25 protein-coding genes and 1 tRNA gene are annotated in these 25,490 nt (G+C 66.7%); 9 read left to right on the top strand and 17 right to left on the bottom strand.

Annotated elements, in window-relative coordinates:
* Window positions 1-53 precede the first annotated feature (53 nt).
* Both PBT88_RS09070 and PBT88_RS09065 read right to left on the bottom strand, forming a co-directional pair.
* Complete coding sequence (locus PBT88_RS09070) at window positions 54-1,331, bottom strand: glycoside hydrolase family 130 protein (protein WP_270078862.1); 1,278 nt, start codon at window positions 1,329-1,331, stop codon at window positions 54-56.
* 34 nt (window positions 1,332-1,365) lie between these two features.
* Entirely contained in the window at window positions 1,366-3,645 is a 2,280-nt protein-coding gene (locus PBT88_RS09065) for a glycosyltransferase family 4 protein (protein WP_270078861.1), read from the bottom strand.
* Between the two features lie 265 nt (window positions 3,646-3,910).
* Here PBT88_RS09065 and PBT88_RS09060 point away from each other — a divergent pair, with 265 nt between their 5' ends.
* Window positions 3,911-4,192 carry a hypothetical protein gene (locus tag PBT88_RS09060; RefSeq protein ID WP_270078860.1) on the top strand — a complete coding sequence of 94 codons (282 nt, stop codon included), beginning with the start codon at window positions 3,911-3,913 and terminating at the stop codon, window positions 4,190-4,192.
* 144 nt (window positions 4,193-4,336) lie between these two features.
* Window positions 4,337-4,413: transfer RNA gene (locus tag PBT88_RS09055), tRNA-Pro, on the top strand.
* 37 nt (window positions 4,414-4,450) lie between these two features.
* On the opposite strand, the gene PBT88_RS09050 is transcribed toward PBT88_RS09055, so the two are convergent.
* From PBT88_RS09050 to PBT88_RS09010, 9 genes are all read right to left on the bottom strand, one after another.
* Complete coding sequence (locus PBT88_RS09050) at window positions 4,451-4,855, bottom strand: acyltransferase (protein WP_270078859.1); 405 nt, start codon at window positions 4,853-4,855, stop codon at window positions 4,451-4,453.
* Window positions 4,856-5,140: 285 nt separating this feature from the next.
* Entirely contained in the window at window positions 5,141-6,670 is a 1,530-nt protein-coding gene (locus PBT88_RS09045) for a glycoside hydrolase family 27 protein (RefSeq protein WP_270078858.1), read from the bottom strand.
* 93 nt (window positions 6,671-6,763) lie between these two features.
* Window positions 6,764-6,889 carry a hypothetical protein gene (locus tag PBT88_RS09040; RefSeq protein WP_270078857.1) on the bottom strand — a complete coding sequence of 42 codons (126 nt, stop codon included), beginning with the start codon at window positions 6,887-6,889 and terminating at the stop codon, window positions 6,764-6,766.
* Between the two features lie 128 nt (window positions 6,890-7,017).
* Window positions 7,018-7,557 carry a peroxiredoxin gene (locus PBT88_RS09035; RefSeq protein WP_270078856.1) on the bottom strand — a complete coding sequence of 180 codons (540 nt, stop codon included), beginning with the start codon at window positions 7,555-7,557 and terminating at the stop codon, window positions 7,018-7,020.
* 30 nt (window positions 7,558-7,587) lie between these two features.
* Window positions 7,588-8,358, bottom strand: a complete 771-nt coding sequence (locus PBT88_RS09030; protein WP_270078855.1) for an ABC transporter ATP-binding protein — start codon at window positions 8,356-8,358, stop codon at window positions 7,588-7,590.
* Window positions 8,358-9,155: an MlaE family ABC transporter permease gene (locus PBT88_RS09025; RefSeq protein WP_270078854.1), complete on the bottom strand. Its 798-nt coding sequence runs from the start codon at window positions 9,153-9,155 to the stop codon at window positions 8,358-8,360. The genes PBT88_RS09030 and PBT88_RS09025 overlap by 1 nt, the downstream gene beginning before the upstream one ends.
* Window positions 9,152-10,198 carry an alanine racemase gene (gene alr / locus PBT88_RS09020; protein ID WP_270078853.1) on the bottom strand — a complete coding sequence of 349 codons (1,047 nt, stop codon included), beginning with the start codon at window positions 10,196-10,198 and terminating at the stop codon, window positions 9,152-9,154. The genes PBT88_RS09025 and alr overlap by 4 nt, the downstream gene beginning before the upstream one ends.
* Before the next feature lie 28 nt (window positions 10,199-10,226).
* Window positions 10,227-11,837, bottom strand: a complete 1,611-nt coding sequence (locus tag PBT88_RS09015) for an MFS transporter (protein WP_270078852.1) — start codon at window positions 11,835-11,837, stop codon at window positions 10,227-10,229.
* A gap of 27 nt (window positions 11,838-11,864) precedes the next feature.
* Window positions 11,865-12,002 (bottom strand): hypothetical protein, encoded by a 138-nt coding sequence (locus PBT88_RS09010; protein WP_270078851.1) that lies wholly within the window; start codon window positions 12,000-12,002, stop codon window positions 11,865-11,867.
* Here PBT88_RS09010 and otsB point away from each other — a divergent pair.
* Genes otsB through otsA form a run of 3 tightly spaced genes read left to right on the top strand, consistent with a single transcriptional unit; the run spans window position 11,991 to window position 15,957 of the window.
* On the top strand, window positions 11,991-12,755 hold the full coding sequence (otsB, locus tag PBT88_RS09005) for a trehalose-phosphatase (protein ID WP_270078850.1): 765 nt from the start codon (window positions 11,991-11,993) through the stop codon (window positions 12,753-12,755). The two genes, PBT88_RS09010 and otsB, sit on opposite strands and share 12 nt — an antisense overlap.
* The gene (locus PBT88_RS09000; RefSeq protein WP_270078849.1) at window positions 12,752-14,551 is read left to right on the top strand and encodes a glycoside hydrolase family 15 protein; all 1,800 of its coding nucleotides are present in this window, start codon (window positions 12,752-12,754) and stop codon (window positions 14,549-14,551) included. Before otsB ends, PBT88_RS09000 begins: the two co-directional genes overlap by 4 nt.
* The gene (gene otsA, locus PBT88_RS08995) at window positions 14,533-15,957 is read left to right on the top strand and encodes an alpha,alpha-trehalose-phosphate synthase (UDP-forming) (RefSeq protein WP_270078848.1); all 1,425 of its coding nucleotides are present in this window, start codon (window positions 14,533-14,535) and stop codon (window positions 15,955-15,957) included. Before PBT88_RS09000 ends, otsA begins: the two co-directional genes overlap by 19 nt.
* A 24-nt stretch (window positions 15,958-15,981) precedes the next feature.
* Here otsA and PBT88_RS08990 read toward each other — a convergent pair whose 3' ends face one another.
* Together PBT88_RS08990 and PBT88_RS08985 are read right to left on the bottom strand one after the other, a co-directional pair.
* Entirely contained in the window at window positions 15,982-16,332 is a 351-nt protein-coding gene (locus PBT88_RS08990; RefSeq protein WP_270078847.1) for a hypothetical protein, read from the bottom strand.
* Window positions 16,333-16,376: 44 nt separating this feature from the next.
* The gene (locus PBT88_RS08985) at window positions 16,377-17,465 is read right to left on the bottom strand and encodes a mechanosensitive ion channel family protein (protein ID WP_270078846.1); all 1,089 of its coding nucleotides are present in this window, start codon (window positions 17,463-17,465) and stop codon (window positions 16,377-16,379) included.
* Window positions 17,466-17,655: 190 nt separating this feature from the next.
* Here PBT88_RS08985 and PBT88_RS08980 point away from each other — a divergent pair, with 190 nt between their 5' ends.
* From PBT88_RS08980 to PBT88_RS08970, 3 genes are all read left to right on the top strand, one after another.
* Complete coding sequence (locus PBT88_RS08980; protein WP_270078845.1) at window positions 17,656-18,129, top strand: phage regulatory CII family protein; 474 nt, start codon at window positions 17,656-17,658, stop codon at window positions 18,127-18,129.
* Window positions 18,130-18,263: 134 nt separating this feature from the next.
* The gene (locus PBT88_RS08975; RefSeq protein WP_270078844.1) at window positions 18,264-20,108 is read left to right on the top strand and encodes a DUF885 domain-containing protein; all 1,845 of its coding nucleotides are present in this window, start codon (window positions 18,264-18,266) and stop codon (window positions 20,106-20,108) included.
* The gene (locus tag PBT88_RS08970) at window positions 20,105-20,524 is read left to right on the top strand and encodes a secondary thiamine-phosphate synthase enzyme YjbQ (protein WP_270078843.1); all 420 of its coding nucleotides are present in this window, start codon (window positions 20,105-20,107) and stop codon (window positions 20,522-20,524) included. The genes PBT88_RS08975 and PBT88_RS08970 overlap by 4 nt, the downstream gene beginning before the upstream one ends.
* An 8-nt stretch (window positions 20,525-20,532) precedes the next feature.
* Here the strand turns inward: PBT88_RS08970 and PBT88_RS08965 are convergent, their stop codons facing one another.
* From PBT88_RS08965 to fdhD, 3 genes are read right to left on the bottom strand one after another with little or no spacing between them, the layout of a single operon-like run.
* Window positions 20,533-21,066 (bottom strand): GNAT family N-acetyltransferase, encoded by a 534-nt coding sequence (locus tag PBT88_RS08965; protein ID WP_270078842.1) that lies wholly within the window; start codon window positions 21,064-21,066, stop codon window positions 20,533-20,535.
* 13 nt (window positions 21,067-21,079) lie between these two features.
* A complete protein-coding gene (gene hemB / locus PBT88_RS08960) occupies window positions 21,080-22,072 on the bottom strand; it encodes a porphobilinogen synthase (RefSeq protein WP_270078841.1) in 993 nt (330 codons plus the stop codon).
* 9 nt (window positions 22,073-22,081) lie between these two features.
* Entirely contained in the window at window positions 22,082-22,873 is a 792-nt protein-coding gene (gene fdhD / locus PBT88_RS08955) for a formate dehydrogenase accessory sulfurtransferase FdhD (protein ID WP_270078840.1), read from the bottom strand.
* Window positions 22,874-23,059: 186 nt separating this feature from the next.
* Between fdhD and PBT88_RS08950 the strand changes: the two genes are divergently transcribed.
* Complete coding sequence (locus tag PBT88_RS08950) at window positions 23,060-23,995, top strand: diacylglycerol/lipid kinase family protein (RefSeq protein WP_270078839.1); 936 nt, start codon at window positions 23,060-23,062, stop codon at window positions 23,993-23,995.
* On the opposite strand, the gene PBT88_RS08945 is transcribed toward PBT88_RS08950, so the two are convergent.
* Window positions 23,967-25,403 (bottom strand): MATE family efflux transporter, encoded by a 1,437-nt coding sequence (locus PBT88_RS08945; protein ID WP_270078838.1) that lies wholly within the window; start codon window positions 25,401-25,403, stop codon window positions 23,967-23,969. The genes PBT88_RS08950 and PBT88_RS08945 overlap by 29 nt on opposite strands.
* Between the last annotated feature and the right edge of the window lie 87 nt (window positions 25,404-25,490).

Here is a 25,490-nt window from a genome sequence, read left to right as displayed (position 1 = left end):
GCTTATCTAGCGCCGAATGGCCGAAAAGCAACGGCGGGTGCCGTGCCGCAGGCTCACACCATCGCGTCGATCAGTTCCCGGATCGGCACGAAGGCGAAGCCGACCGCGCTGTCCGCCACGCCATAAGGCAGGAACAGCAGGTCGCCGTGCCGCATCGCGCCGCAGGTATAGACGACGTTCGGGACATAGCCTTCGCGATCCTCATCGGCCGCCGAGATCAGCGGCACCGGGGTGCGCTTCAGCACCTTCGACGGATCGTCCTTGTCGAGCAGCACCGCACCGACCGAATATTTGCGCATCGCGCCGACGCCGTGGGTGAGCAGCAGCCAGCCCTCATCGACCTCGATCGGCGAGCCGCAATTGCCGATCTGGACCATTTCCCACGGATAATGCGGGGTCATCAGCAATTCGCCCTCGCCCCAGCGGGTCAGGCTGTTGCTGCGGATCAGGTACAGATTCTCGCCATCCTGCCGGCCGACCATCGTATAGGCGCCGCCGATCTTGCGCGGAAACAGCGCCATGCCCTTGTTGCGCGCGGCAGGCCCGCTCATCGGCGCCAGCTCGAACGTCCGGAAATCCTTGGTGCGGATCATCTCGGAACGGATGCTCTCGCCATTATAGGCGGTGTAGGTGCCGAGCCATTCGATGGCGCCGTCGTCATGAACGAACTCGACCAGGCGGAGATCCTCCAGCCCCTTCGACTGGGCCGAGGTGATCGGGAAGATCACCGTGCCGCTCAGCGTCGAATCGCGGTGGCGATGGACCTCGATCGATCCGTTCTCCAATTCGCGCGCCGAATCGGCGGCCGTGGCGAAGGGGGGCTCGGGCGCCAGCTCGAATCGCGTGCCCGGCGACAATATGCCCTCGCGGAAGGCGATCGAGCTGATATGCCCCTCGCCCACCGTGCGCAGCGACATCACGATCCGCGCCGAACCTTCGGACAGGCCGGACTGATCCGGGTGGCGCACGATCGAGGGGTTCATGATCGCGGCGGCGGCATAGCTATATTCGTTGCAGAAGAAGGCGCCGATCAGCTGCTTCTTCACCTCGGATATATCGGCGTCGTCCAGCTTCAGCGCATCGGCCATCTGGGCGTAGCGCGTCATGAATACGGCGCGGGTCTGCCAGTGGCGGGCCTCGAAATCCTTGAGGACGGCGGCAAGCTCGCGCTTGGCCGCGTCCTCGTCCATCGCCAGCACGCCCTCCGCGATCCGGCGCGGCCGGCTTTTCCGGCCGTCCTTGGAATCGATCGGAAGATGAAACGGGCGCACGACGACGCGAGAGGCGTCCGCCTGGAGCCTGAGCGGCCAGTGCATCACGAGATCGAGCAAGCTGCCTCCCACCCCGACGAGGCCGCCTCCCACGTCAGGAGGCGACGGCGCCGGCCTTCGAAATAGAGCCGTTCCGATCGGCCTTTTCCGTCATTTCGCGCAAGGCGCAACAGGCAAATTGGAAAGCGAGCACGGATTCTGCGCCTTGGTTGAGATTCACCCGATCGCTCATCAGCCCGTCGAAGCAGCCGCCGTCGATCGAGGAGCCCAGCGGGAGCCCCAGATCGTTGGCACCGAGATACCAGGCATAGGCCTTGCGCGCGGCCTCCGCCCAGCGCTGCTCACCCGTCACGCGATGCGCGACCATCGCCGCGTCGATCATCGCCCAAGCCTCGACCGGCTGCTGATCGAATGGCAGCGGCGGGGCATATTCATGGCCGAAGCTATCCGTCCCGACGGCACGGAACTCGCCTTCGGGGTTGCTCTGTATGCCATCGAGCCAGTCGAGCGCCGCCAATCCTTCCGAGCGCATCGCCGGATCGTCCAGCCGGCGCGCGGCGCGCAACAACGCCTCGGGCAGACGGGCATTGTCATAGGCGAGCACCGCCTCGAACCATTCCCAGCCCGGCCGGCGCGCGCTGGCCAGCCGATCCTGCAACCGACCACCGAGATCGCGCAGCAGCGCCAGCGACAATTCATGCCCCGGATGGGCATCCAGCATGGCATCGGCGGCAATCATCGCGAATGCCCATGTCCGCGGGCTGCCCAGCGCACGGACGTGCGGCGCGACCTGGTCGAAGAGATGCGAGGCCCAGCGCCGCAGCTCGTGGCTGCGCGCCCGCGCCGCGGTGTCGCCCAGCGACCACAAGGTCCGGCCGAAGCTGTCTTCGGATCCCTCTTCCTCCAGCCAGCTCCGATCGAAGCCCATGAAGTTGCGGAACCGCCCGCGATCGCCATTCCATGCGTGCTGAACGAACGCGGCGTAGATCGCGGCGAGTTCGTCGGCGCGCACGCTGTCCGGCCCGTCGATGCGGTGCATCAGCATCAGCGCGCGGCAATTATCGTCCACGCAATAGCCATGATGGCGATCGGGCACCGAGAAGATCGAATGCTGGATGATGCCGACATCGTCGCTCAGCCGCTCGACGGCGGCGAGCCGTGGCGGGACGGGATCGGTGTTGCGCCCCATTCCGGGAAACAAGCGGGCCGGCTGCGTCCGGATCGCCTCCTCGAAAATCGCGACATAGGAACGGGCGAGTGCCGGCCAGATCATCGTCCGGCCCACCGACCACGCCCGGCGGCTCATCTCGTCCAGCACGTCCGGTCGATCGAGCAATTCGGTGATGCGCGCCGCAAAGGCGCCGCTGTCGCCGAACGGCACCAGCATACCCACTCCTCCGGCGAGCAGCTCTGCCGCATGCCAATAGGGCGTCGACACCACCGCCTTGCCCATCGCCACCGCATAGCTCAGCGTTCCCGAGGTGATCTGCGCCTCGTTCAGATAGGGGGTGACATAGATATCTGCGGCGGCGATGTGATCGAGCAGCGTCGCCTGCTCCACAAAGCCATCGATGAAGCGGACATGCTGGCGCACGCCGAGCGTCTCCGCCAGCGCCATCAGACCCTCGCGATAGGCTTCGCCCTCATGCGCCACGAGATGCGGATGGGTCGCCCCGAGCACGACATAAAGCGCGTCCGGGTGCCTGGCGACGATCGCCGGCATCGCGCGGATGATCGTCTCGATGCCCTTGTTGGGGGACAGCAGGCCGAAGGTCAGCAACACGCGATGGCCTTCGAAACCGAAGCGGCGCTTGAAATCCTCGCCCCCGCCCATCGCGCGATCGGGCGCGCCGTGCGGCACCACGGCGATGCGATCGGCGGCGACGCCATGCACCTCCTGGAGGATATGCCGCCCCTTCTCGGCCATCACGATCAATTTGGAGGCGCGGCGCACCAGCGCCTCGATCACCGCGCGCTGTTCGGGATTCGGCTGCTCGAGCACGGTGTGCAGCGTCACCACCACCGGTGCCGTCACCCGATCGAGCAGCTTGAGCAGATAGGCGCCGGCCGGCCCGCCGAAAATGCCATATTCATGCTGGACGCAGACCACGTCGGCGCCGCTGGCATTGATGCGGTGGGCGGCGCGCGTGTAGTGGCCGAGATCGTCCTGATCGATCGAACATACGACTTCGCCGGGATAGACATAATGCGCCCCGCGATCGTTCATCGCGTACATGTCGATGGCGAGATCGGGAAAAGTATCGATCAGTCCGTTACGGACGTCGTTGGTGAATGTTGCGATGCCACACAGGCGGGGCGGACTATTGCCGATCAAGGCTATCTTGCGAAGTGTCGACCCAGTGCGTGCGTCCATCGCCTAATCCCTCCGGGGTGCAGGCAAAACCCGGTGAATTCGGTGAGTTCGGCCTTGCACATATTTGACTTTATCCCGGTATAACACATTATGCCGACCAAGGTTGCGGGACATCTTGTGCGAGCGCGAAGATATGCGGCGAGCGGAACGAAAGCGCCCACTTTGCCGTTGACCGCCGACCTTGTAGCGCTATTCCGTTGCGCCGGGGACGGCAGCTGCCGCGCCCGAAAAACAAGTGTCTAGAATGTTCTAGGGAGCTGCCCGAATGAAAAAGATCGCCTTCGTGATTGCCGCCGCCGGCCTGATGAGCCTGGCCGCCTGCAACAAGACCAACCAAGCCGAAGCCGTTGAGAACGCAGGCGATAACGCCGCTGCCGCTCTCGACAACCAGGGCGACATGCTGTCCGCCGCTGCCGACAACTCGTCGAACGCAGCCGCTGCCAGCACGCTCGACAACGCTGCCGACGCTGCGCACAACTCGGCCGACAACGTGTCGTCGCTGGCCGACAACAAGGCCGCCGCGATCGACAACGCAGCCAAGAAGTAAGCCGCACGCCGGCCGCCGCGCCTTCCGCGCGGACGGGCTGGTTGCGGAAACGACGGGCGTCTCCCTTATCGGAGGCGCCCGTTTTGTTACCGCGCTTTGTTATGTTGCCATCGTCGAGGCGGCCCGATAAGGCGACCCACAAGTCGGGGAGTGGCGCAGGCTGGTAGCGCATCTGGTTTGGGACCAGAGGGTCGCAGGTTCGAATCCTGTCTCCCCGACCAATTCAAAAAATCACCGTGAACACGCCCATGCGGCGGATCAGCGCGTTCCGCCGCGAATCGGTCGCGCGGGCGCGCCGACATAGCGGCCGTCGCCCTCCAGCGACCGGGTCACTACCGCATTCGCGCCCACGATCGCGCGGGAGCCGATCACCACGCCCTTGGTCACAGTGACCTTCGCGCCCAGCCAGACGCTGTCTCCGATGGTGATGTGCGCGCCCTGCATGGCCTGCTGATGGAAGGGCCTGGTCGGATCGCCGGCTCCATGATCGGCATCCCTGATCGTGACATATTCGGCAATGAGGGCATCCGCGCCGATGGCGATGCCGAACGAGGCGCCGATAAATGCCCCGACATTGACGAGCGAACGCGGCCCGATGACGATCGCGGCCTGCTTCGCCTCGACGATGGCGTGCGCGAGGACGTGCGTGTCGGCGCCGATCACGATCGAACCGCCGTCGAAGGCGCGTATCGATACGCCCCGCCCGAGGACGACGCCACGACCGAACCGCACGCCATAGGCCGTCCTGAAATATAATTTCCTCAGATCGGAGGATATCCTGCCGGCGATCCGGCCGAGGCCCCTTGTCATCTTCGCAATCACCGGCGCGATCCCTCAGGTCGACGAATGATCGTGCGAGCCTATGCCGCTTTGCCGGGCGGGCGAAGGCCTTTCGGCGCGATCCCGCCATCGCGCGAAGCAGAGCGACGCTCCGGCGGGATCATCGGCTCAGGATAGCGTGGCGATCCGCAGCATGACGACGCCATGCGCCGGGATGGCATAGGCGTGCGCCAACGACGTTCCGACGCTGCCGGTCCACAGATCCCGCACCGAACGGACGTTGCCGGCCCCGATATCCTGCGCATCGAGACCGATGCTGGAGGGCGCATTGCCGCGGTTGAAAATGGCGATGGCGACGTCGCCGTCGGCCAGCGCCTTCCGCCAGATTTCCAATGCCCCCTGCTTGCGAACCGCGACGCCCTGCACGCCCTTGGCATCCTGATCGATCGCGATCACCGCGCGATTTTCGAGCAGCGCCTTGGCGCCTGCGCTGGTCAGCCGCAGATCATGCCCCATCAGCAAAGGCGCTGCCGACATCGCCCACAACGCCATGTGCGAGCGATATTCGTCGTCGCTCATGCCGCCATTGCCGATCTCGAGCATGTCGGGGTCGTTCCAGCCGCCCGGCCCGGCATCGCCGGGATTGCCATTATGCTCGAAACCGATCTTGGCCATGTCGCCATACTGATCGGTGATGTCGCCGGTCGTCCTCCAGAGATGGCCGCCGACCGAACGCCCCCAACTCCCGACGTCGAAGCGGCCATATTCGCACAGCGAATAGACGATCGGCCGCCCCGTCGCGCGGAGCGCCGCGCCCATCTCCGCATAGGTGCGCTGCACGCTGTCCTTGTCGGCGTAGAACCATTCGCCCGAGCAGAGATCATATTTCAGATAGTCGATGCCCCAAGCGGCAAAGGTCCGCGCATCCTGGGCGACATGGCCGTAGCTGCCCTCGAAGCCCGCACAGGTGCGCAGCCCGGGCGACGAATAGATGCCGAGCTTCAGCCCGCGCGAATGCACATAATCGGCGAGCGCCTTCATGTCGGGGAATTTGGCGTTCGGCCGAATCTGACCATCCGGGCCGCGCGTGCCCTGCCAGCCATCGTCGATGTTCACATAGACATAGCCGGCATCGCGCAGGCCGCTCGACACCATGGAATCCGCCATCGCCCGCACGGTCTTGTCGTCGATATGCTCGGCGAACTTGTTCCAGCTGCTCCAGCCCATCGGTGGGGTCTGGGCCAGGCCGTCGGCCGGCAGCGCCGCGAAGGGCGGCAACGGCGCCTCATGGAAGGTCAGCGACCGATATTGCGCCGGTGTCGCACGGTGGCCGACCTGATGGACATCCGACGCCCAGATGCCGCCATCGAGCACGACGCCCTGCACGCCGAACGTCGCCGTCCACTGGCGGGTCGGCACACCGCGCGTGTTGAGATTGCGGACGTCGAAACGCAGCACATGGCTCTTGGCCACGATGTTCGTCATCGGCATCGGGCCGTACCAGTCCGACGTCAGCAGACCCGATAGCGTGCCGTCCGCTGACGGTCGGACCTCCAGCATCCGGACGCCGGGATTGGCGGCGGGATGATCGAACATGATCTGGATCGGAAGACGGAACGCCGATCGGGCGGCGGCAGGCGCCGCCAGTGCCATCGATCCGACGACGCAAGCCCATAAGGCGACCCAGAAACGATACATGACAGACCCCCCACTGTGAGGACGGCTATCGTATATTATATCTAATGCTATCGGCAAGCGGACATGACGGACGCCATCGTCCGCAACGGCTCGTCAATAATGCCGGTACATCCAGGCCGGCGCGTGCAGCCGGCTGACCGAACCGGTCGGCAGGCTGGCGGCATAGAAGGCGGCGGCGCCACCCCCGATGATGCAGACCGCGGCCATGAGCTTGAGCATCGGATTCGCCACCTCGTCGCGCGAAGGTCGGTTACGCCGAAACGCGACCATCCTCCGACCTTATCGCCCGATAGATTGAGGATAAGGTTAACGGGGCATATGCCATCACGGGATAGGCCCCGGCCCGCCTATTTTTTGGGGTTCGCCGCCAGCCAGGCCATGATCTTCTCGGGCTTGGTTTCGCCATAGGGATCGTCATCGAGCCCGGCGTCGTTGATGCCCGGCTCCTCGTTCCACGCGACGATATCGTCGTCGTCCACGACCATCGAATAGCGCCAGCTGCGCGCGCCGAAGCCGACATGGTCCTTGCGGATCAGCATCCCCATGCGCCGGGTAAAATCGGCCGAGCCATCCGGCAGCAGCTTCACCTTCTCGACGCCGAGCTTGAGGCCCCACTGGTACATGACGAAGGCATCGTTGACCGACAGGCAATAGACCTCGTCCACGCCTGCCGCCCTCATGTCGTCATACATGCGCTCGAAAGCCGGGCATTGCTCGTTGGAGCAGGTCGGCGTGAAGGCGCCGGGCAGGCTGAACACCACCGAACGCTTGCCCCGGAACAGATCGCCGGTCGACACATCCTGCCAGCGAAAGGGATTGTCGCCGCCGATGCTATCGTCCCGCACGCGGGTCTTGAGGGTAACGTCGGGAACGGTTCTGCCGAGCATGAATCCTCCTTGGGGCTGTTCAGCGCAATGTCAGCGGATCGGACCGTCCGCCCTGCCCTGAACGAACTGATCCACATAGGGGTTGCCGCTATCGTAGAGCCGATCACGCGGGCCGTGCCAGATGATCCGGCCATTGTAGAGCATGGCCACCCGGTTCGCGATCTTGCGCGCCGACGCCATGTCGTGGGTGATGGTGAGCGCGGTGACGCCGAGATCGACCACCAGCGACGTGATCAGGTCGTTGATCATGTCGGCGCGAATCGGATCGAGGCCGGTGGTCGGCTCGTCGAAGAAGATGATCTCTGGCCGGGGCGCGATCGCGCGGGCCAGCGCCACGCGCTTCTGCATGCCGCCGGACAGTTCGTTGGGGCGCAGGTTGAGGATGTCGCGACCGAGGCCGACGCGCTCGAGATTCTCCTCGGCGATCTTCCGCATGTCGGCGGCGCGGCGCATCTTGCCGCGGGTCAGCCCGAAGGTGACGTTCCGCCAGATCGGCATCGAATCGAACAGCGCGCCGCCCTGGAAGAGCATGCCGAACTTGCTGCGGATCTTCTCCATCTCATGGGTACGGGCGCCGACGATCTCCTGGCCGTCGACCTGCACCGATCCGCTGTCCGGGGTGAGCAGGCCGAGGATGCACTTGAGCGTCACCGATTTGCCGGTTCCCGATCCGCCGATGATCGCCACCGATTCGCCCGGCTCGACCGAAAGGTTCACGCCGTCGAGCACGCTCTTGTCGCCGAACCGCTTCACCACTTCGGTGAGCTTGATCTTCGGGCCGGTGTGGAGTGTCGTCGCCATCAGCCGAAGGCCACGATCGTGATGATGAGATCGCTGAACAGGATCAGCATGAAGGACGAGACCACCGCGTCGGTGGTCGCCTTGCCGACGCCCGCCGCGCCGCCCGCCGTGCGGAAGCCGTTGTAGCAGCCCATGATCGCGATGATGAAGCCGAACACCGCCGCCTTCACCACCGCCATCTGGATATCGTCGAACTGGAGATATTGCCGGGTGCTGTTCAGATAGGCGGCCGGGTTGAAGCCGAGCTTGTATACCGCGAGCAGATAGCCGCCCATGATGCCGATGGTGTTGGCGATCAGCACCATGATCGGCAGCGCGATCACGCAGGCGAACAGGCGCGGTGCGATCAGATAGCGATAGGCATCGGTGCGCAGCGTCGTCAGCGCATCGAGTTGCTCCGTCACCCGCATCGTGCCCAGTTCCGCCGCCATCGCCGAGGCGACGCGACCGGCGACCATCAGCCCGCACAGCACCGGCCCGAGCTCGCGCACCATGCCGAACACCACGATGGCGGGCACGGTGGAGGAGGCATCGAAGCGCGATCCGCCGGTGTAGATCTGCTGGGCGAGCGCGGAGCCGGTGAAGATTGCGGTGAGGCCCACCACCGGCAGCGAGAACCAGCCAATCTCCATCAGCTGCGCCGCGAAGCGCGCCGGATAATAAGGCGGGGTCGCCGCACGCACCAGCGTGGTGGCGATGAATGCCGTGACGCGCCCGATCGTCGCGAACAGGCCCAGCGCAAGGCGGCCGATCGCGGCGAAGGCGTTCAGGAAGGGAGCGAGGAGGCCGTCTGTCATGTCCAGCGGCGCTGATAGCGGTGGCCGAGGCCTGTCAGCAACTCATATTGCGACAGGCCGGAGACACGCGATGCTTCCGGCAGGTCCGGATCGAGCGCGAGCCAGTCGCCCTCGCCCACGTCATGGCCCACCTGCACCGCCACCAGATCCATCGAAACGCGGCCGATGACGGGGTAGACGGCATCGCGCGATCGCCATGAACCGGCGTTGGAGAAGGCCCGCAGATAGCCGTCGGCATAGCCGATATTGATGATCGCCACCCGGCTTTCCAGCCCGGCAACCCAGGTGGCGCCATAGCCGACGCTCTCGCCGGGCGCGACGTCGCGGACCTGCACCACCGCCGCCTCGATCCGTGCGACCGGGCGCAGACCATGCCGCTGCGCCTCATCGTCCGGCACCGGCACGCCGCCATAGAGCGCAAGCCCGGGCCGGGTCAGATCGAAGGCGTAGCGCGCGCCCAGGCCGATGCCGGCCGAGTTGGCGAGGCTGTAGCGCTTCGCCGGGATCCTGCCGGCGGCTGCCGTGAAGGCGACGAGCTGGCGTTCGTTCAGCGGGTGATCGGGTTCGTCGGCGCAGGCCAGATGGCTCAACAGCGTCTCGATCGCCAGCCCGTCGAGCACGCCCGCTTCCTCGGGCCGCAGGCCGAGCCGGTTCATGCCGGTGTCGATCATCACGTCGCAGGCGCCGCCGCCCGCCGCCTTCCAGCGCGCCACCTGCGCGGCGGAACTCAGCACCGGCCTCGCGATGCCGGACAGCGCCGCCGGCATATCCGCCTCGCGCACGCCATGCAGCACGGACAGCGCGGCGCCGTCCGGCATCGCGCCCAGCGCCATCGCCTCGGCCCAGTTCGACACGAAGAAATCGCGGCAGCCCTCGCGCGCCAGCCGCGCGACCACCTCCGCCGCGCCGAGGCCATAGCCATTGGCCTTCACCGCCGCGCCACAGGCAGCAGCGCCGCCGCGTCGGCGCAGCCACTGCCAGTTGGCGGCGATCGCGTCGCCATCGATGGTCAGGCGCAGGGCGGCAGGGGATGACTCGAACACCCGGCCGCCGATAGCGAGGGAGCCGGCGCTAGTCGAGATCGTTGCCCTTCGTCTCGGGCACCCAGAAGATCGTCACCACCAGCGCCATCGCCACCACCGCGAACGTATACCACAGGCCGGAGAAGGGATTGCCGGTGCGGGCCACGATATATTGGCTGATCAGCGGCAGGAAACCGCCGAAATAGCCGGTGCCGATATGATAGGGGATCGACATCGAGGAATAGCGGATGCGCGCCGGGAACAGTTCGGCCAGCAGCGCCGCCACCGGCCCGTAGGTCATGCCCGAGAGCATGCCGAGCATCGCCACCGAGAAGACGATCAGGATCGCGCCGCCGATCGTCGGCTTGACCTTGCCGATCGACCAGCCGCCATCGGTCAGCGCCCTGTCGATCCCTTCGGCAGAGCGATCGGCCACCGCACGATTGCCGACGATCAGCGCGGTGCCCGGCGTGTTGAGCTTGTTGTAGCGCACGCCCTTGCTGGTGAGATGCTCGATGATCCGCGCGCAATCGGTGCGCTGCTTGCCGAACACGAACGGATCGTAGCGGCAGTCCGGCCCGGACACGATCACCGGCGCGCGGCGCTGGGCCGTGGCCAACTCGGGGTTGGCAGCCGACGCCATCAGGTGGAACAGCGGGAAGATCAGCACCAGGGTCAGTGCATAGCCCATCACGATCGAGGGCTTGCGCCCGATCCGATCGGACAGCGCGCCGAACAGGATGAACCAGCCGAGCGAGATCACCGCCCCGATCCCGATCAGGATCCGCGCCCAATTATCGTCCAGCCGCTGCGAACTCTGGAGGAAATAGAGCGCGCCGAACTGCGCGGTGTACCAGATCACCGTCAGCCCGGCGGCGATGCCGAGCATCGCGACCACGATCAGCTTGAGGTTGCCGGGTGTCGAGAAGGCCTCCTTCACCGGATTGACGGCGACGCGATCGGCCGCCTTCAACGCCATGAAGATCGGGCTCTCGTGGAGCTTGAGCCGCATCCACAGCGACACCACCAGCAGCACCAGGGAAAAGAGGAACGGCACCCGCCAACCCCACTGATCCCATTCGGCGGGCTTCATCGTCTGCTGTGCGGAAAGGACGACGATCAGGCTCAGCAGGAAGCCGCCGATCACGCTCGCCTGGATGAAGCTGGTGTAGAAGCCGCGCCTGTTGCGGGGGGCATGTTCGGCGACATAGGTGGTCGCACCGCCATATTCGCCGCCCAGCGCGAGGCCCTGCAACACCCGCAGCCCCACCAGGATGATCGGCGCGGTGACCCCGATCTGCGAGAAGGTCGGCACGAAGCCGACGCCGGCGGTCGCCAGCCCCATCAACGCGACGGTGGCGAGGAAGGTGTATTTGCGGCCGAGCCGGTCACCGAGATAGCCAAACACCACCGCGCCGAACGGCCGCACCCCGAAGCCGATGCCGAACGAGGCCAGCGCCGCCAGGAATTCCAGCGTGGGGTTGCCGGACGGGAAGAACAGCCTGCCGATGATCGGCGCCAGCGTCCCGTAGATGAAGAAATCATACCATTCGAAGATCGTGCCGACCGACGAGGCGGCGATCACCAGCCGCGCGCGCGCCGCCCCGATCGCTCCCCCCGTTGCCACTTCCGCTTCCGTCGCCACCGTGTCCCGCCCCATGCCTGATCGCGCCGACATCTAGGCGGTTTACAAGTCGGCGCAAAGAGCGTCGCCAATATCGCGATGCCGCAACGCGACAAAAAACATGTTCGGTTGCGGAACGATCCTGTCGCGCTGCGTTTGCTTATCATCCTGCGGCCACACCGGAAACTCATGCCCGAACATCTGACCTTGCTTCCCGCCCCGCCGATCGTCGATCGGGCGGCCGATATCAGCCTGTTTCTCGATTTCGACGGCACCCTGGTCGATATCGCCCCGCGGCATGACGCCGTGGTGGTGGCGCCGTCGCTCAACGGCCTGCTGACCAGGCTGACACAAAGGATGGATCACCGGATCGCGGTGGTCAGCGGCCGGAGCATCGGCGATATCCTGTCCCACCTCGGCATGAGCGACCAGCCGCTGGCCGTCGCCGGCAGCCACGGCCTCGAACTGCGCTGGATGGATGGTTGCCACGAAGCGCCGCAACGCCCCGAGGCGATCGCTGATGCGCTGGCGGCATTTCACGCGCTCGCGGCGGATCATCCCGGCATCGTGGTCGAGGACAAGCCCTATGGCGCCGCGCTCCATTATCGGCAGGCGCCCGATGCCGGCCCTGCCTGCGACGCGCTGGCGGCCGCAGTGGCGGCGCGGACGGGCTTCTCCCTCCAGCATGGCAAGATGGTGGTCGAACTGCGCGCCGCCGGCGCCGACAAGGGCGATGCCGTCCGCCGCTTCATGGCCGAGCCGCCGATGCGGGGCACGCAGCCGATCTTCATCGGCGACGACCTGACCGACGAGGCCGGCTTCGCCGCCGCCGAAGCGCTGGGCGGATACGGGATCCTGGTCGGCGGACCCCGCGAGACGGCGGCGCGTTATCGATTGGCCAGCGTGGCCGATGTCCATGCCTGGCTGGGTGGCGTTGCAGGGGGTGAAGCATGATCAAGACCAATCTGGATCTCTGGCCGATCGGCAATTGCCAGGTCTCCGCGCTGATCGACCGGCAGGGCCGCTTCGTCTGGGGATGCCTGCCGCGCGTCGACGGCGATCCGATCTTCTCGTCCCTGCTCTCCGGCGTCGAGGCCGGCGCCGACGACGCCAAGGGCATGTGGGCGATCGAGCTGGAGGGCTGCGCCAAGACCGAGCAGCATTACCTCCGCAACACGCCGATCCTCATCACCCGGCAGGAGGATGAGCATGGCAACGCCATCGAGATCACCGATTTCTGCCCGCGCTACACCAGCAACGAGCGCATCTATCGCCCGGTCGCCTTCGTCCGGATGGTGCGGCCGGTGTCGGGTTCGCCCCGCATCCGCGTCCGGCTGCGCCCGACCCGCGGCTGGGGCCATGCCGACGTCACCACGACGACCGGATCGCACCATATCCGCTTCATGCTCAACGGCGAGGCGGTGCGCCTCTCTACCGATGCGCCGGTCGGCTATATCGAGGAGGAGCGCGTGTTCCGGCTGGAGCATCCGCTGAACTTCTTCCTCGGGCCGGACGAGAGCTTCTCCACCGCGCTGATGCCGGCGCTGATGCGGATGCTCCATGACACCACGACGGAGTGGCAGGCGTGGGTCCGCGGCCTCGCCACCCCGCTGGAATGGCAGGACATCGTCATCCGCTCGGCGATCACGCTCAAGCTCTGCCAGCATGAGGAGACCGGCGCGATCGTCGCGGCGCTCACCACCTCCATCCCCGAACATGCCGATTCCGGGCGCAACTGGGATTATCGCTACTGCTGGATCCGTGACGCCTATTACACCGTGCAGGCGCTCAACCGGGTCGGCGCGCTGGACGTGCTGGAAAGCTACCTCGCCTATCTGCGCAACATCGTGGAGAACGCCAAGGACGGCCATGTCCAGCCGCTCTACGGCGTGCTCGGCGAGGCCAAGCTGGAGGAGCGGATCGAGACCGGCCTCGACGGCTATCGCGGCATGGGGCCGGTGCGGGTCGGCAACCAGGCCTATGAGCAGGTCCAGCATGATGCCTATGGGCAGATCATCCTGTGCAACGTACAGGCCTTCTTCGATCATCGCCTGTTCCGCATGGCCGACGAGGAGGATTTCCGCGCGCTGGAGGTGGTCGGTGATCTCGCCTGGGAGGTGCATGACAAGCCCGATGCCGGGCTGTGGGAATTGCGCACCCGCCAGTCGGTCCACACCTATTCGGCGGCGATGTGCTGGGCGGCGTGCGACCGGCTCGCCAATGCCGCGCACAAGCTCGGGCTCGAGGATCGCTACCATTTCTGGCAGGATCGCGCCGATGCCATGCACGCCACCATCGTGGAGAAGGCGTGGCGCACCGATACCCAGCGCCTGTCCGCCACCTTCTCGGGCGACGATCTCGATGCCAGCCTGATCCAGCTGCTGGATCTGCGGTTCCTCAGCCCCGCCGACAAGCGCTATCGCGCCACGCTCTACGCGCTGGAGACCGGGCTGCGGCGCGGCACCGACATGCTGCGCTATGACAGCGAGGATGATTTCGGCGTCCCCCACTCCGCCTTCAACGTCTGCACCTTCTGGCTGATCGAGGCGCTCTACCAGACCGGCCGCCACGAGGATGCGCGCCAGCTGTTCGAGGAGATGCTCAAGCGGCGCACCGCCGCCGGGCTGTTGTCCGAGGATATCGATCCCGCCACCAACGAGCTGTGGGGCAATTATCCGCAAACCTATTCGCTGGTCGGCATGATCAACTGTGCCGTCATGCTGTCCAAGCCATGGAATTCGATCCGATGAGCCGCCTGATCGTCATCTCGAACCGCGTGTCCGCACCCAAGGGTCAATCCGGCGCGCAGGGCGGCCTCGCCGTCGCCTTCCAGGCGGCGCTGCGCGAGTATCGCGGCATCTGGTTCGGCTGGTCTGGCGAACCCACCGACGAGTTCACCGGCCAGATCAATTTCCAGCGTTCCGAGGGCGTCACCACCGCCACCGTCGACCTCGAGGCGCAGGACATCGATGAATATTATAACGGCTACGCCAACCGGACGCTGTGGCCGCTGTTCCACTATCGCATCGATCTCGCCGAGTTCGAGCGCGGGTTCGAGGATGGCTATCAGCGCGTCAACGAGCGCTTCGCCGATACCGTCCGCCCGCTGATCGAGCAGGACGATGTGGTGTGGGTGCAGGATTATCACATGATCCCGCTCGGCCACGAGCTGCGCAAGCGCGGCTGCAACAACCGCATGGGCTTTTTCCTCCACATCCCGTGGCCGCCGCGCCGCCTGCTGTCGTCGCTGCCCCATGCCGCGGAGCTGGTGACGACCCTGCTCGCCTATGACGTGATCGGCTTCCACACCGACGAATGGCTCGAGGCGTTCCGCGATTATGTGACGCTCGATCTCGGCGCGACCATGTCCGAAGACGGCACCATCCACCTCGGCGATCGATCGGTGAAGGCGATCGCCTGCCCGATCGGCATCGACACCAAGGAATTCGTGGAGGCCGCCACCTCGACGTCCGCGCGGCTCACCTACCGCAGGATGCGCGATTCCGCCGATGGGCGCGATCTCATCGTCGGTGTCGACCGGCTCGATTACTCCAAGGGTCTGGAGGAACGCTTCCTCGGCTACGAGCGCTTCCTGGTCGATCATCCCGAGCAGCGGAAGGAGGTGTTCCTCCTCCAGATCGCGCCGCCATCCCGCGGCGAAGTCGGCAGCTATCAGCGCATCCGTGCCACGCTCGACGCGCTCTCAGGCCGCATCAACGGCGCCTATGCCGATATCGACTGGGTGCCGATCCGCTACGTCAACCAGGGCTTCCCGCGCCATGTGCTCGCCGGCATCTATCGCGCCGCGCGGATCGGGCTGGTGACGCCATTGCGCGACGGCATGAACCTGGTCGCCAAGGAATATGTCGCCGCGCAGGATCCGGAGGATCCCGGCGTGCTCATCCTCTCGCGCTTCGCCGGTGCCGCCGAGCAGATGAAGGATGCGGTGCTGGTGAATCCCTATTCGGCCGAGGAGATGTCCGACGCGATCGTCCAGGCGCTCGCCATGCCCAAGGACGAGCGGATTCGCCGCTGGCGTGCCTTGATGGACGGCATCGAGGAGAAAGACGTGCTGTGGTGGCGCCGTCGCTTCACCCAGGAACTGATGGGCGACGATGATTCGCTCGCCGTGGCGGAACAGGACAAGGGCGCCTAGCGCCCGACGCATGGGTCCGGGCGGCTAGTGCGGCCGCCCGTAATGGCTGCTCTCGACGGACACCATGGCGCCGGCATTGTCGCCCAGCGGGATGGCGGCCGTGCCATAAGCGCCGCGCGCGCCATTCGAGCCGACCATCACCCCGACCTCGCCATGGATCCGGCGATCCGGGCCGCCGCTGCCCAAGCCGGTACGGGCGGCATCGACGCTGCTCTCGGTGTCGTGTGCCAATAGCTCGCTCTTCTGTGCGTCGGTCAGGCTGAGCGTGTCGGGATCGGCCAGCGGCGTCGACTGCGCCAGCGTGCCGGTCGCCAAACCCGCCAGCATGAGCACGGCCGCCATTCTCGCGAGGCCAAAGGGCGCAAACGTCGTCATGCCGCTCTTTTACACCGCCGAGGGATGACGGCGCAATGAACGGCTTAGGACGCCCTCGCCCCGACGAATTCGATCCTGTCCTGCTGGCGCGGGATCGCCTCGGGCATTTCCGCAGCGATATAGGCGGTCATCGCTTCCCGCACGTTGCAGCGTAGATCGAACGATCGTGGCGCGTCGGCGGCGCTCATCAGGCAGCGCAGTTCGATATGCCAGGGGAAGCTGTCCGTCACCTGGAGGCCGCAGACGCGCCCGTCCCACAGCGGATCGTTGGAAACGATCTCGGTGAGCTTGCGCCGCAGCCTCGGCACGTCGGCCGTGCGATCAACGTGGAGGAAGGTGGTGCCGAGCAGATCGGAGGTCCGCCGTGTCCAGTTCTGGAAATTCTCCTCCATGAACTTGGCGACCGGCACCACCAGCCGGCGATCGTCCCAGATCCGCACCACCACGAAGGTGAGGTTGATCTCCTCGATCTTGCCCCACTCGCCATCCACGATCACCACATCGTCGATCCGGATCGGCTCCGAAAAGGCCATCTGGATGCCGCCGATGATGTTCTTGAGCGCGGGCTGCGCGGCCGCGCCCACCGCCAGCGCGCCGATGCCGGCGGATGCGGCGAGCGTCACGCCGACCGTCCGCACCGCCGGGATCGACATCAGCATCAGGCAGATGGTGATCACCAGGATCACGAAGAAACCGATGCGATAGAGGATGCCGAACCGCGTCCGCCGGCGCCGCGCGCGCAGATTGTCGGCCACCGTGATGTCGGTGCGATCCTGTACGATGTCGTTGCCGGCGGCGAGCAGCGCGATCGCCAGCCAGCCGATCAGCGCCGGCGTCAGCAGGCCCGCCAGGAAATGCCACCATTCCAGCCCGGTCGGGCCGAGTTGCATCGCCGGCTGGGCGATCATCAGCGCGCTCACCGCGAAGACCCAGCGCGTCGGCCCGCGCAGGCGGCGAATGATGATGTCGTCGGCCTGCGTCTTGGTGCGCGCAGCGGCACGTTTCAGGACGAAGGTCAGTGCGGCATGGATCAGCCCGGCCGCCAGAATGGCGACGACCGCCACCAGCATGTAGCGGGTCCATATGCCCGCTTCGGAGCCGGCCAGCGTCGGCCAGCCTATCGGATCGCGCATCGCGCTCCTCCTGAATATATGAGCGAGGGGACGTCTTGCTGCGGCTGCGAACGGGGCATGGCGCCGAGGGTTCCATACGCCGCATCGCCGCGCGCGGGCCTCGGCCCGGCTCGCGCTCGCGCCGTCGCTTCCGTTTGACAATCGCCCTCGTCGTCGGTCCCATGCCGAACGGGAATGACAGGGGATAGGAATGATCGCGGACGCACAGCCCAAGCATTGCGAGTTCGCGATGCTGGCCTACCAATTGCTGGTGGTGGAAAAGCTCGTCTCCATCGAGGTCGCGGCGGAGAGCCTTGGCCTGACCTATGCCACGCTCCATGGTCGGCTGAACGGCCGCACCCGGTTTCGCGCCGGGGAGATCCGCCAGCTGATCGCGCTGGTGCCCGATCCGCGCCTGCTCCAGTTCTTCGCCGACGACAGCGGCTTCGTGCTGGCCCGCCGGCCGGACGGAACGCTCGACGAGACCGTCAGCATCCGCCTCGCCGTCGCCCATTCGGTTCGCGAGGCGATCGACGTCATGCAGGTGGTGGTGGCCTCGCTCGAATCGGGCGCCTATCTCGATCATCGGGATCGCGCCGCGATCATGAAGGAAGTGAAGGAGGCCGAGGGCGCGATGGCGACCGTCCGCATGGCGGTCGAGAAACAGCCGCCGCTGCGAGGCTGACGGCTGGCCGCGCTTGCACGGGGGCCGTCTCCCTCCTAGCCTCCCGCCAAGGACGCAGCGGATTTCCATGGCGATCGCGCCCGCCGTCATGGCGGAGCCGATCCATCCCGCGTTCCATAGAAAAGGGAGACCGCATGACCCAGTTTCACCGTCGCGACCTGCTGGCCGGCGCCGCGGCCGGAGGCGCGATCGCGCTGCTGCCCGCCATGGCGTCGGCAGCGGCCGGCACCGCCGACGCCGCATTCCGCGCGCAACTGGACGGTTTCACCGATGAACTGCTGACGCTTTCGCCCGAAAGCGCCACCCAGCTCGGCCTCGATCATGGCAAGCTGGCCCCGCTGCGCGCCCGGCTGTCGGACAATAGCGAGGCAGGGATCGCCCAAGGGGATGCCGCGATCCGATCGATCCATGCACGCCTGCTCAAGACCGATCGCGCCACGCTCTCGCCCAGCGACCAGATCCGCTACGACACGGTGCGCTATGCGGCCGAGCGCGGCATCGACGGCACCGCCTTTCGTTATGGCGGCGGCGCGGGCGCGGGCTTTGCCGGCGGCACCGGCCCCTATGTGGTCAGCCAGCAGAATGGCGCGGTCGGCAGCACGCCCGATTTCCTGGTCTCCGCGCATGACGTGACCAGCAAGGCCGATGCCGAGGCCTATGTTGCCCGCGTCGCCGCCTTCGCCCGCGTGATCGATCAGGAAACCGCGCGCATCAAGACGCAGGCCGCGATCGGCGTGATGCCGCCGAAGTTCATCGCCGACACCACTTTGGGCATCCTCAAGGGTTTCCGCGCGACCCCGGCCGGCGAGCAGACGCTGGTCGGCAACCTCGCCACGAAGACCCGGAAGCTCGGCCTGTCCGGCTATAGCGAGCGCGCGCAGAAGATCGTCGAGACGATGGTCTATCCGGCGCTCGATCGCCAGATCGCCGCCTTCGCGGCATCCACCGCCGATGCGCCGATGACGGCGGGCGTGCAGCGCCTGCCAGACGGCGAGGCCTATTATGCCTGGGCGCTCCGGCTCGGCACCACGACCACGCACAGCCCGCAGGAGATCCACCAGATCGGGCTCGATCAGAATGAGGAGATCAAGGCGCGGATCGACACGATCCTGAAGGCGCAGGGAATGACCCAGGGCAGCGTCGGCGAGCGTCTGCAGGCGCTCAACAGCGATCCGAAATTCCTCTACCCGGATACCGATCAGGGCCGCGCCGATCTGCTCGCCTATCTCAACGAGCGGATCGCGATGGTGCGGCCGATCATGCCCAGGCTGAGCGGCCTTGGCCTCAAGGCCGACGTGATCGTCAAGCGCGTGCCGCCCGATATCCAGGATGGCGCCGGGCTCGGCTACATGAACCCCGCCGCGCTCGATGGCTCGCGCCCGGCGATCTATTACGTCAACCTCAAGTCGACCTCGCTGTGGCCGCGCTACCAGCTCGCCACCCTGACCGCGCATGAGGGCATTCCCGGCCACACCTGGCAGCTCGGCTACCTCGCCGAGCATCATGCGGAGGTGCCGTCGATCAGTTCGCTGACCGGCTTCAACGCCTTCGTCGAAGGCTGGGCGCTCTATGCCGAGCAGCTGATCGACGAGAGCGGCCTGTACGACCATGATCCGTGGAGCCGGATCGGCTATCTTCAGGGCCAGCAATTCCGTGCGTGCCGCCTCGTCGCCGACACCGGGCTCCATGCGATGGGCTGGAGCCGGGACAAGGCGGTCGCGTTCCTCGCCACAGAAAGCGGCAAGGGCAAGGGCGCGGCGACCAGCGAGGTCGATCGCTATTGCGCTTCGCCGGGCCAGGCCTGCGGATATATGATGGGCCATAACGAGATCGTCCGCCTGCGCGACAAGACGAAGGCCGCGCTCGGCGACCGGTTCACCCTGCCGGGCTATGACGATGCCGTGATCAAGACCGGCGGCGTGCCGCTCGAACTGCTCGAAGGCGTGATCGACCGCTACATCGCCGAGGCCAAGGCATGAGGCAGGCCTCGGGCACGCTGCGCCTCGACAGCCATGGCCAGGGCCTTCTCGAGTTCACCGAGGCGGTGCTGGCATGGGTCGAGGAGAGCGGCATGTCCGAGGGCTTGCTGACCCTGTTCTGCCGCCACACCTCTGCCTCGCTGCTGATCCAGGAGAATGCGGCGCGCGAGGTGAAGGCGGACATCCAGGATTATTTCGCCGCGATCGCGCCGGAAGACCCGCGCCGCTACCGCCACGACGATGAAGGGCCGGACGACATGCCGGCGCATCTGCGCACCGCGCTGACGGCGGTGCAGCTGTCGATCCCGGTGCGCGACGGACGGCCGGTGCTCGGCACCTGGCAGGGCATCTATCTGTTCGAGCATCGCCGCCGCCCGCACCGTCGCGAGGTCGCGGTGCATCTGATCGGCGAATAGCACAGCGCCTAATGCACCGGGCGATCCGCCACATAGGTGATATGCGCGCTCAGCGGATGGTCCCGCGCGAAAGCGGGATGGCCGAAATCGAGATCGTGGCGGCGTGTCATGCCGAGCCGCTCCATCAGGCCCCAGCTCGCCCGATTGGCCGGCGTGGTGATCGCCATGATGCGCGGCGCATCGAGATGCGCCCAGCCCCAGGCGAGGCTGGCGAACGCCGCCTCCTTGGCATAGCCCTGTCCCCAGGCGTCCTCGCGCAGGCGCCAGCCGATCTCGATCTCGCCCGCGATCGGTCCGACGTCTCCCTTTTCCAGTCCGCAAAACCCGAGCAGCGCGCGATCCGCCTTGCGTTCGACGATCCAGAAGCAATGGCCATCCCGCGCCTGCAACGCCTGTTGTTCGGCCGCCAGCCGGGCGAGCCGTTCGGCGGGTGCAACCCCACCCAAATGCATCATCACCGCCGGGCTGTTGGTCACGCGAGCGAAGGTTTCACCATCCGCATCGCCCCATCCCCGCAGGATCAGGCGCGCGGTCTCGATCATGCGGTCTCCCGCATCACGCCCCCATCAGCCGCGCCGCATGGGCGGCATGATAGGTCAGCACGCCCGAGCAGCCGGCCCGCTTGAAGGCGAGCAACGTCTCCAGCACCAGCGCATCACGATCGCCCATGCCGGCCGCGGCGGCGGCCTCGATCATCGCATATTCGCCAGACACCTGATAGGCGAACACCGGCACCTCGAAGCGCTCCTTCACGCGGCGGATGATGTCGAGATAGGGCAGGCCCGGCTTCACCATCACGGTGTCGGCGCCTTCTGCCAGATCCATCGCGACCTCGCGCAGCGCCTCCTCGGCATTGGCATGGTCCATCTGGTAGCCGCTCTTGTCGCCCTTCAGCCGGCCACGCGAACCGACCGCATCGCGGAACGGGCCGTAGAAGGCCGAGGCATATTTGGCGGCATAGGCCATGATCTGGACGTTGCGATGGCCGCCCTCCTCCAGCGTCGCGCGGATCGCGGCGACGCGGCCGTCCATCATGTCGCTCGGCGCGATGATGTCGGCGCCGGCCTCGGCCTGCACCAAGGCCTGCTGGACGAGCAGGTCCATCGTCTCGTCGTTGAGGACATAGCCCTTCTCGTCGACCAGCCCGTCATGGCCATGCTCGGTATAGGGGTCGAGCGCCACGTCGGTCAGCACGCCGACGTCCGGTGCGGCATCCTTGATCGCCTTGACGGCCTGGCAGATCAGATTGTCGGGGTTGAGCGCCTCGCGGCCGTCCGGCGTGCGCAGATGCTGCGGCGTGTTGGGGAACAGCGCGATGCACGGGATGCCGAGTGCCTGCGCCTCGCGGGCACGGGCGGCAATGCCGTCCATCGACCAGCGCGAGACGCCGGGCAGCGTCGCGATCGGCTCCTCGACGCCATGCCCCTCGGCGACGAACAGCGGCCAGATCAGATCGGCCGGGGTCAGCACATTCTCGGCGACCATGCGGCGGGACCAGGGAGCGACGCGGGTGCGACGCAGGCGAAGCGCGGGGAAGGAAGCGGTCATGGCGGCTATCTAGTATGTCGGGCGCCGCGCTTCCAGCATCGCGTCCGCCCGCGCCAGCGCGACGATGCGAATCCCCGCCTCGGCCGCGCGCTCGACGGCGAGGCTGGTCGGCGCCGAAACGGCGACGAGCGTATGGCATCCGGCCAACGCCGCCTTCTCGACCAGTTCGTAGGACAGGCGGGCGGTGGTGATGCCGAACCCGTCGCCCCATGAATGCCCCGTCCGCGCCATCGCGCCGACCAGCTTGTCGAAGGCGTTATGCCGGCCGACATCCTCCCGTATCAGCCCGATCGCCCCGGCCGCATCGCAGCAGGCGGCGGCGTGGACCGCGCCGGTCGCGCGGCCGAGCGGCTGGTGATCGCGCAGCACCGCCAGCGCGGCGAACATCGCCTCCTCCGGGACGACCCGACCAGGCGGATCGATGCGGGGCAAGGGACGGAGCGCCTGTTCGAGATTCTCGATGCCGCACAGGCCGCAGGAGGATTCGGACAGGCGGTGCCGCACCCGCTCCATCACCCGCCCGCGCACCGCAGGCGCCAGGGACAGGCGGAGCAATATGCCGCGCTCGGCCTCGAATGGCTCGACGGCCAGCAGCTGGGCGACATCATCGATCAGTCGCTCGGACAGGCAGAAACCGAGCGCGAAATCATCGAGCGCATCGGGTGTCGCCATCATCACGGCATAGCCGATGCCGTCGACCTCGATGGCGATCGGCGTTTCGACGGCCAGCGGCCGATCGACGCCGATGCGGCTGCCCTCGGGCGTGATCCGCAGAAAGGGGAAAGAACGGGCAGGTGTCATGACGCCACCTGCCCGATGCGGTGGATCAGCGGAAGATGAGCCACAGAATGAGGATCACCGGAATCGGCACGCCCAGCAGCCACAATAATATGCCCTTGCCCATGCTATCATCCTCTCGCTTATCAGAAAATCGTTGGATGGGCAGAACGAAGACAAAGCGATCGAAGTTCCAGGGGGCTTGCGTCGGTGCGCGGCTTCGGGCTCTGTCCGTCGGTGACCAGCCCCCTTCCCCGCAGCGCCGCGCTCTTCGTCAATGCCAAGTCGCGCAAGGGCCGGCAATCCTTCGAGGAGGCCCGCCGGCTGATCGAGGCGGCGGGGATCGAGCTCAGCATCGCCCGTGCCATCCGCAAGCCGTCGACCATGCCGGCCTGCGTGCGGCAGGCGGTGGCGGACGGCGTGGCGATGGTCATCATCGGCGGCGGCGATGGCTCCATCTCCTGCTCGGTCGATCATGTCGTCGGCAGCGACACCGTCTTCGCGGTGCTGCCGCTCGGCACCGCCAACAGCTTCGCGCGGACGCTGGGCATCCCGCTCGATCTCGCCGGCGCGGTCGACGTGATCGCCCATGGCCAGGCGCGGCGGATCGATCTCGGCATGATCGACCAGGATTATTTCGCCAATTGCGCCACGCTCGGCATCGCGCCGCAGATCGCCAAGACGGTGCCGCACGGCCTCAAGGCGTGGCTGGGGCGGCCCGGCTATCTGCTATGGGCGGCCTACAAGCTGGCGCGGTTCAAGGCGTTCCGGCTGACCGTGGACACCGGCGACGCCATCGAGACACTGGATGCGGTGGAAGTCCGCATCGCCAACGGCCCCTATCATGGCGGGGTCGAGCTGGTCGACGAGGCCGCGGTCGATTCGGGCCAGATCGTGGTCCAGGTCGTGATCGGCGAGACCCGCTGGAGCCTGGTATGGAGCTGGCTGCTCTCCGCCCTGCGTCACCGCGAACGGCGGCGCACCACCCGTGAATTTGAAGGCCAGGCGATCCGGCTCTCGACGCCCCGGCCGATGCCGATCTCGATCGACGGCGAGGTGCTGGCGAAAACCCCGGTGACGGCGCGGGTCGCCCGCCGCGCCATCCTCGTCGCCGCGCCTACGCCCTCGCCTCGCGCGGGCTCGTGATCTTCATGTGGAGCGTCCGCCAGCCGCCGGCGCGATAATAGCCGATCGCCATCAGCATCGAGGCGAAGGAGGACAGCGGCATCGTCCACCAGAAGGCCTCGTTGCCGATCAGCGGCCGCAGCGCGAACACCGCGCCCAGCCGCACCGGGAACATCGCGACGAACAGGATCACCAGCGGCGCGATCACCGATCCGTTGGCGCGGACGGTGCCGAAGATCACCAGGGTGACGCCGAACATCAGGAAGGACCAGCTCGCGACGAGCTGGATATGCCGCGCGATCGGCAGCGCCGGGCTCGATCCGCCGAGGAACAGCGACAGCACCGGCCGATCGACCAACGTCACCAGCAGGATCAGCGCGGCGGTGACGGCGAGATTGACGATGATCCCCCAGCGGGTGATGCCGTCGACCCGATTCCACAGGCCGGCGCCGACATTCTGCGCCGCCATGGCGGAGACCGCCGCGCCGATCGCGAGCGCCGGCATCTGGATGTAGGTCCATAGCTGGAGGGTGACGCCATAGGCGGCCACCACGTCCACCCCGGCATGGTTGATCAGCCCCATCATCGCCAGCCCGGCGAAGGAGATGACGAACATCTGGAGGCCGATCGGAATGCCCTTGGCGACGATCACCCCGAGCAGCGCCGGATCGGGGAGCAGCCAGCGCAATTCGGCGCCACGCAGGCGGATGGTCAGGTCGCGCGCGTAGATCAGCACGACCAGCACGACCAGGCTGATCCAGGCGGCGATGCAGGTCGCCGTGGCGGAGCCGGCGATGCCCATCCGCGGTGCGCCGAACAGGCCGCGGATGAAGACCGGGTTCAGCCCGCTGTCGAGCGCGACGTTGAGGATCATGATCACGAACGGCGTCATCGCGTCACCGGTGCCGCGCATCCCCATCGTCAGGATGGTGACGAGGAACAAGGGCGGCAGGGCGATGAAGATCACGCGCAGATAGGCGGCGGCGAGCGGCGTCGCGTCCGGCGGCGTCGCCAGCAGCGCCAGGATCGCCGGCGCGGCGAGCCAGCCGACGATCGCGATCGCCACCGATGCGATCACGAACAGGCCGACCGCCGTGCCCATCGCGCGACGCGCGCCCTCGATATCGCGGCGCCCCATATTCTGACCGACCAGGATCGTCGCGGAGAGGCCGAAGCCGAACACCGCCGCCAGCATCAGGAACATCACGAGATTGGAATTGGAGGTCGCCGCCAGCGCGACTTCGCCCAACGATCGCCCGACCCAGATCGCGTTGATCGAGCCGTTTAGCGACTGGAGGATATTGGCGGCGAGCGTCGGCAGCGCGAACAGCAGCAAGGTGCGGGCGATCGGCCCGCTGGTCAGGTCGCGCCCGCCATGGCCCCTGCCCGGTGCCGCGGTCGGCGGCGCTACGGGTGATTCGGCATCCATCGGTCATCCCCCACGCGGCGAAATCCACGAAAAAGACGCCACGCCCCCGCGCGACCGCCTCTTCCGTGCCGCCGTCATGGCACGGGA

This window comes from Sphingomonas abietis (genome assembly GCF_027625475.1).
Taxonomy (GTDB): domain Bacteria; phylum Pseudomonadota; class Alphaproteobacteria; order Sphingomonadales; family Sphingomonadaceae; genus Solisphingomonas; species Solisphingomonas abietis.
This window is presented reverse-complemented; position numbering and strand designations above follow the sequence as displayed.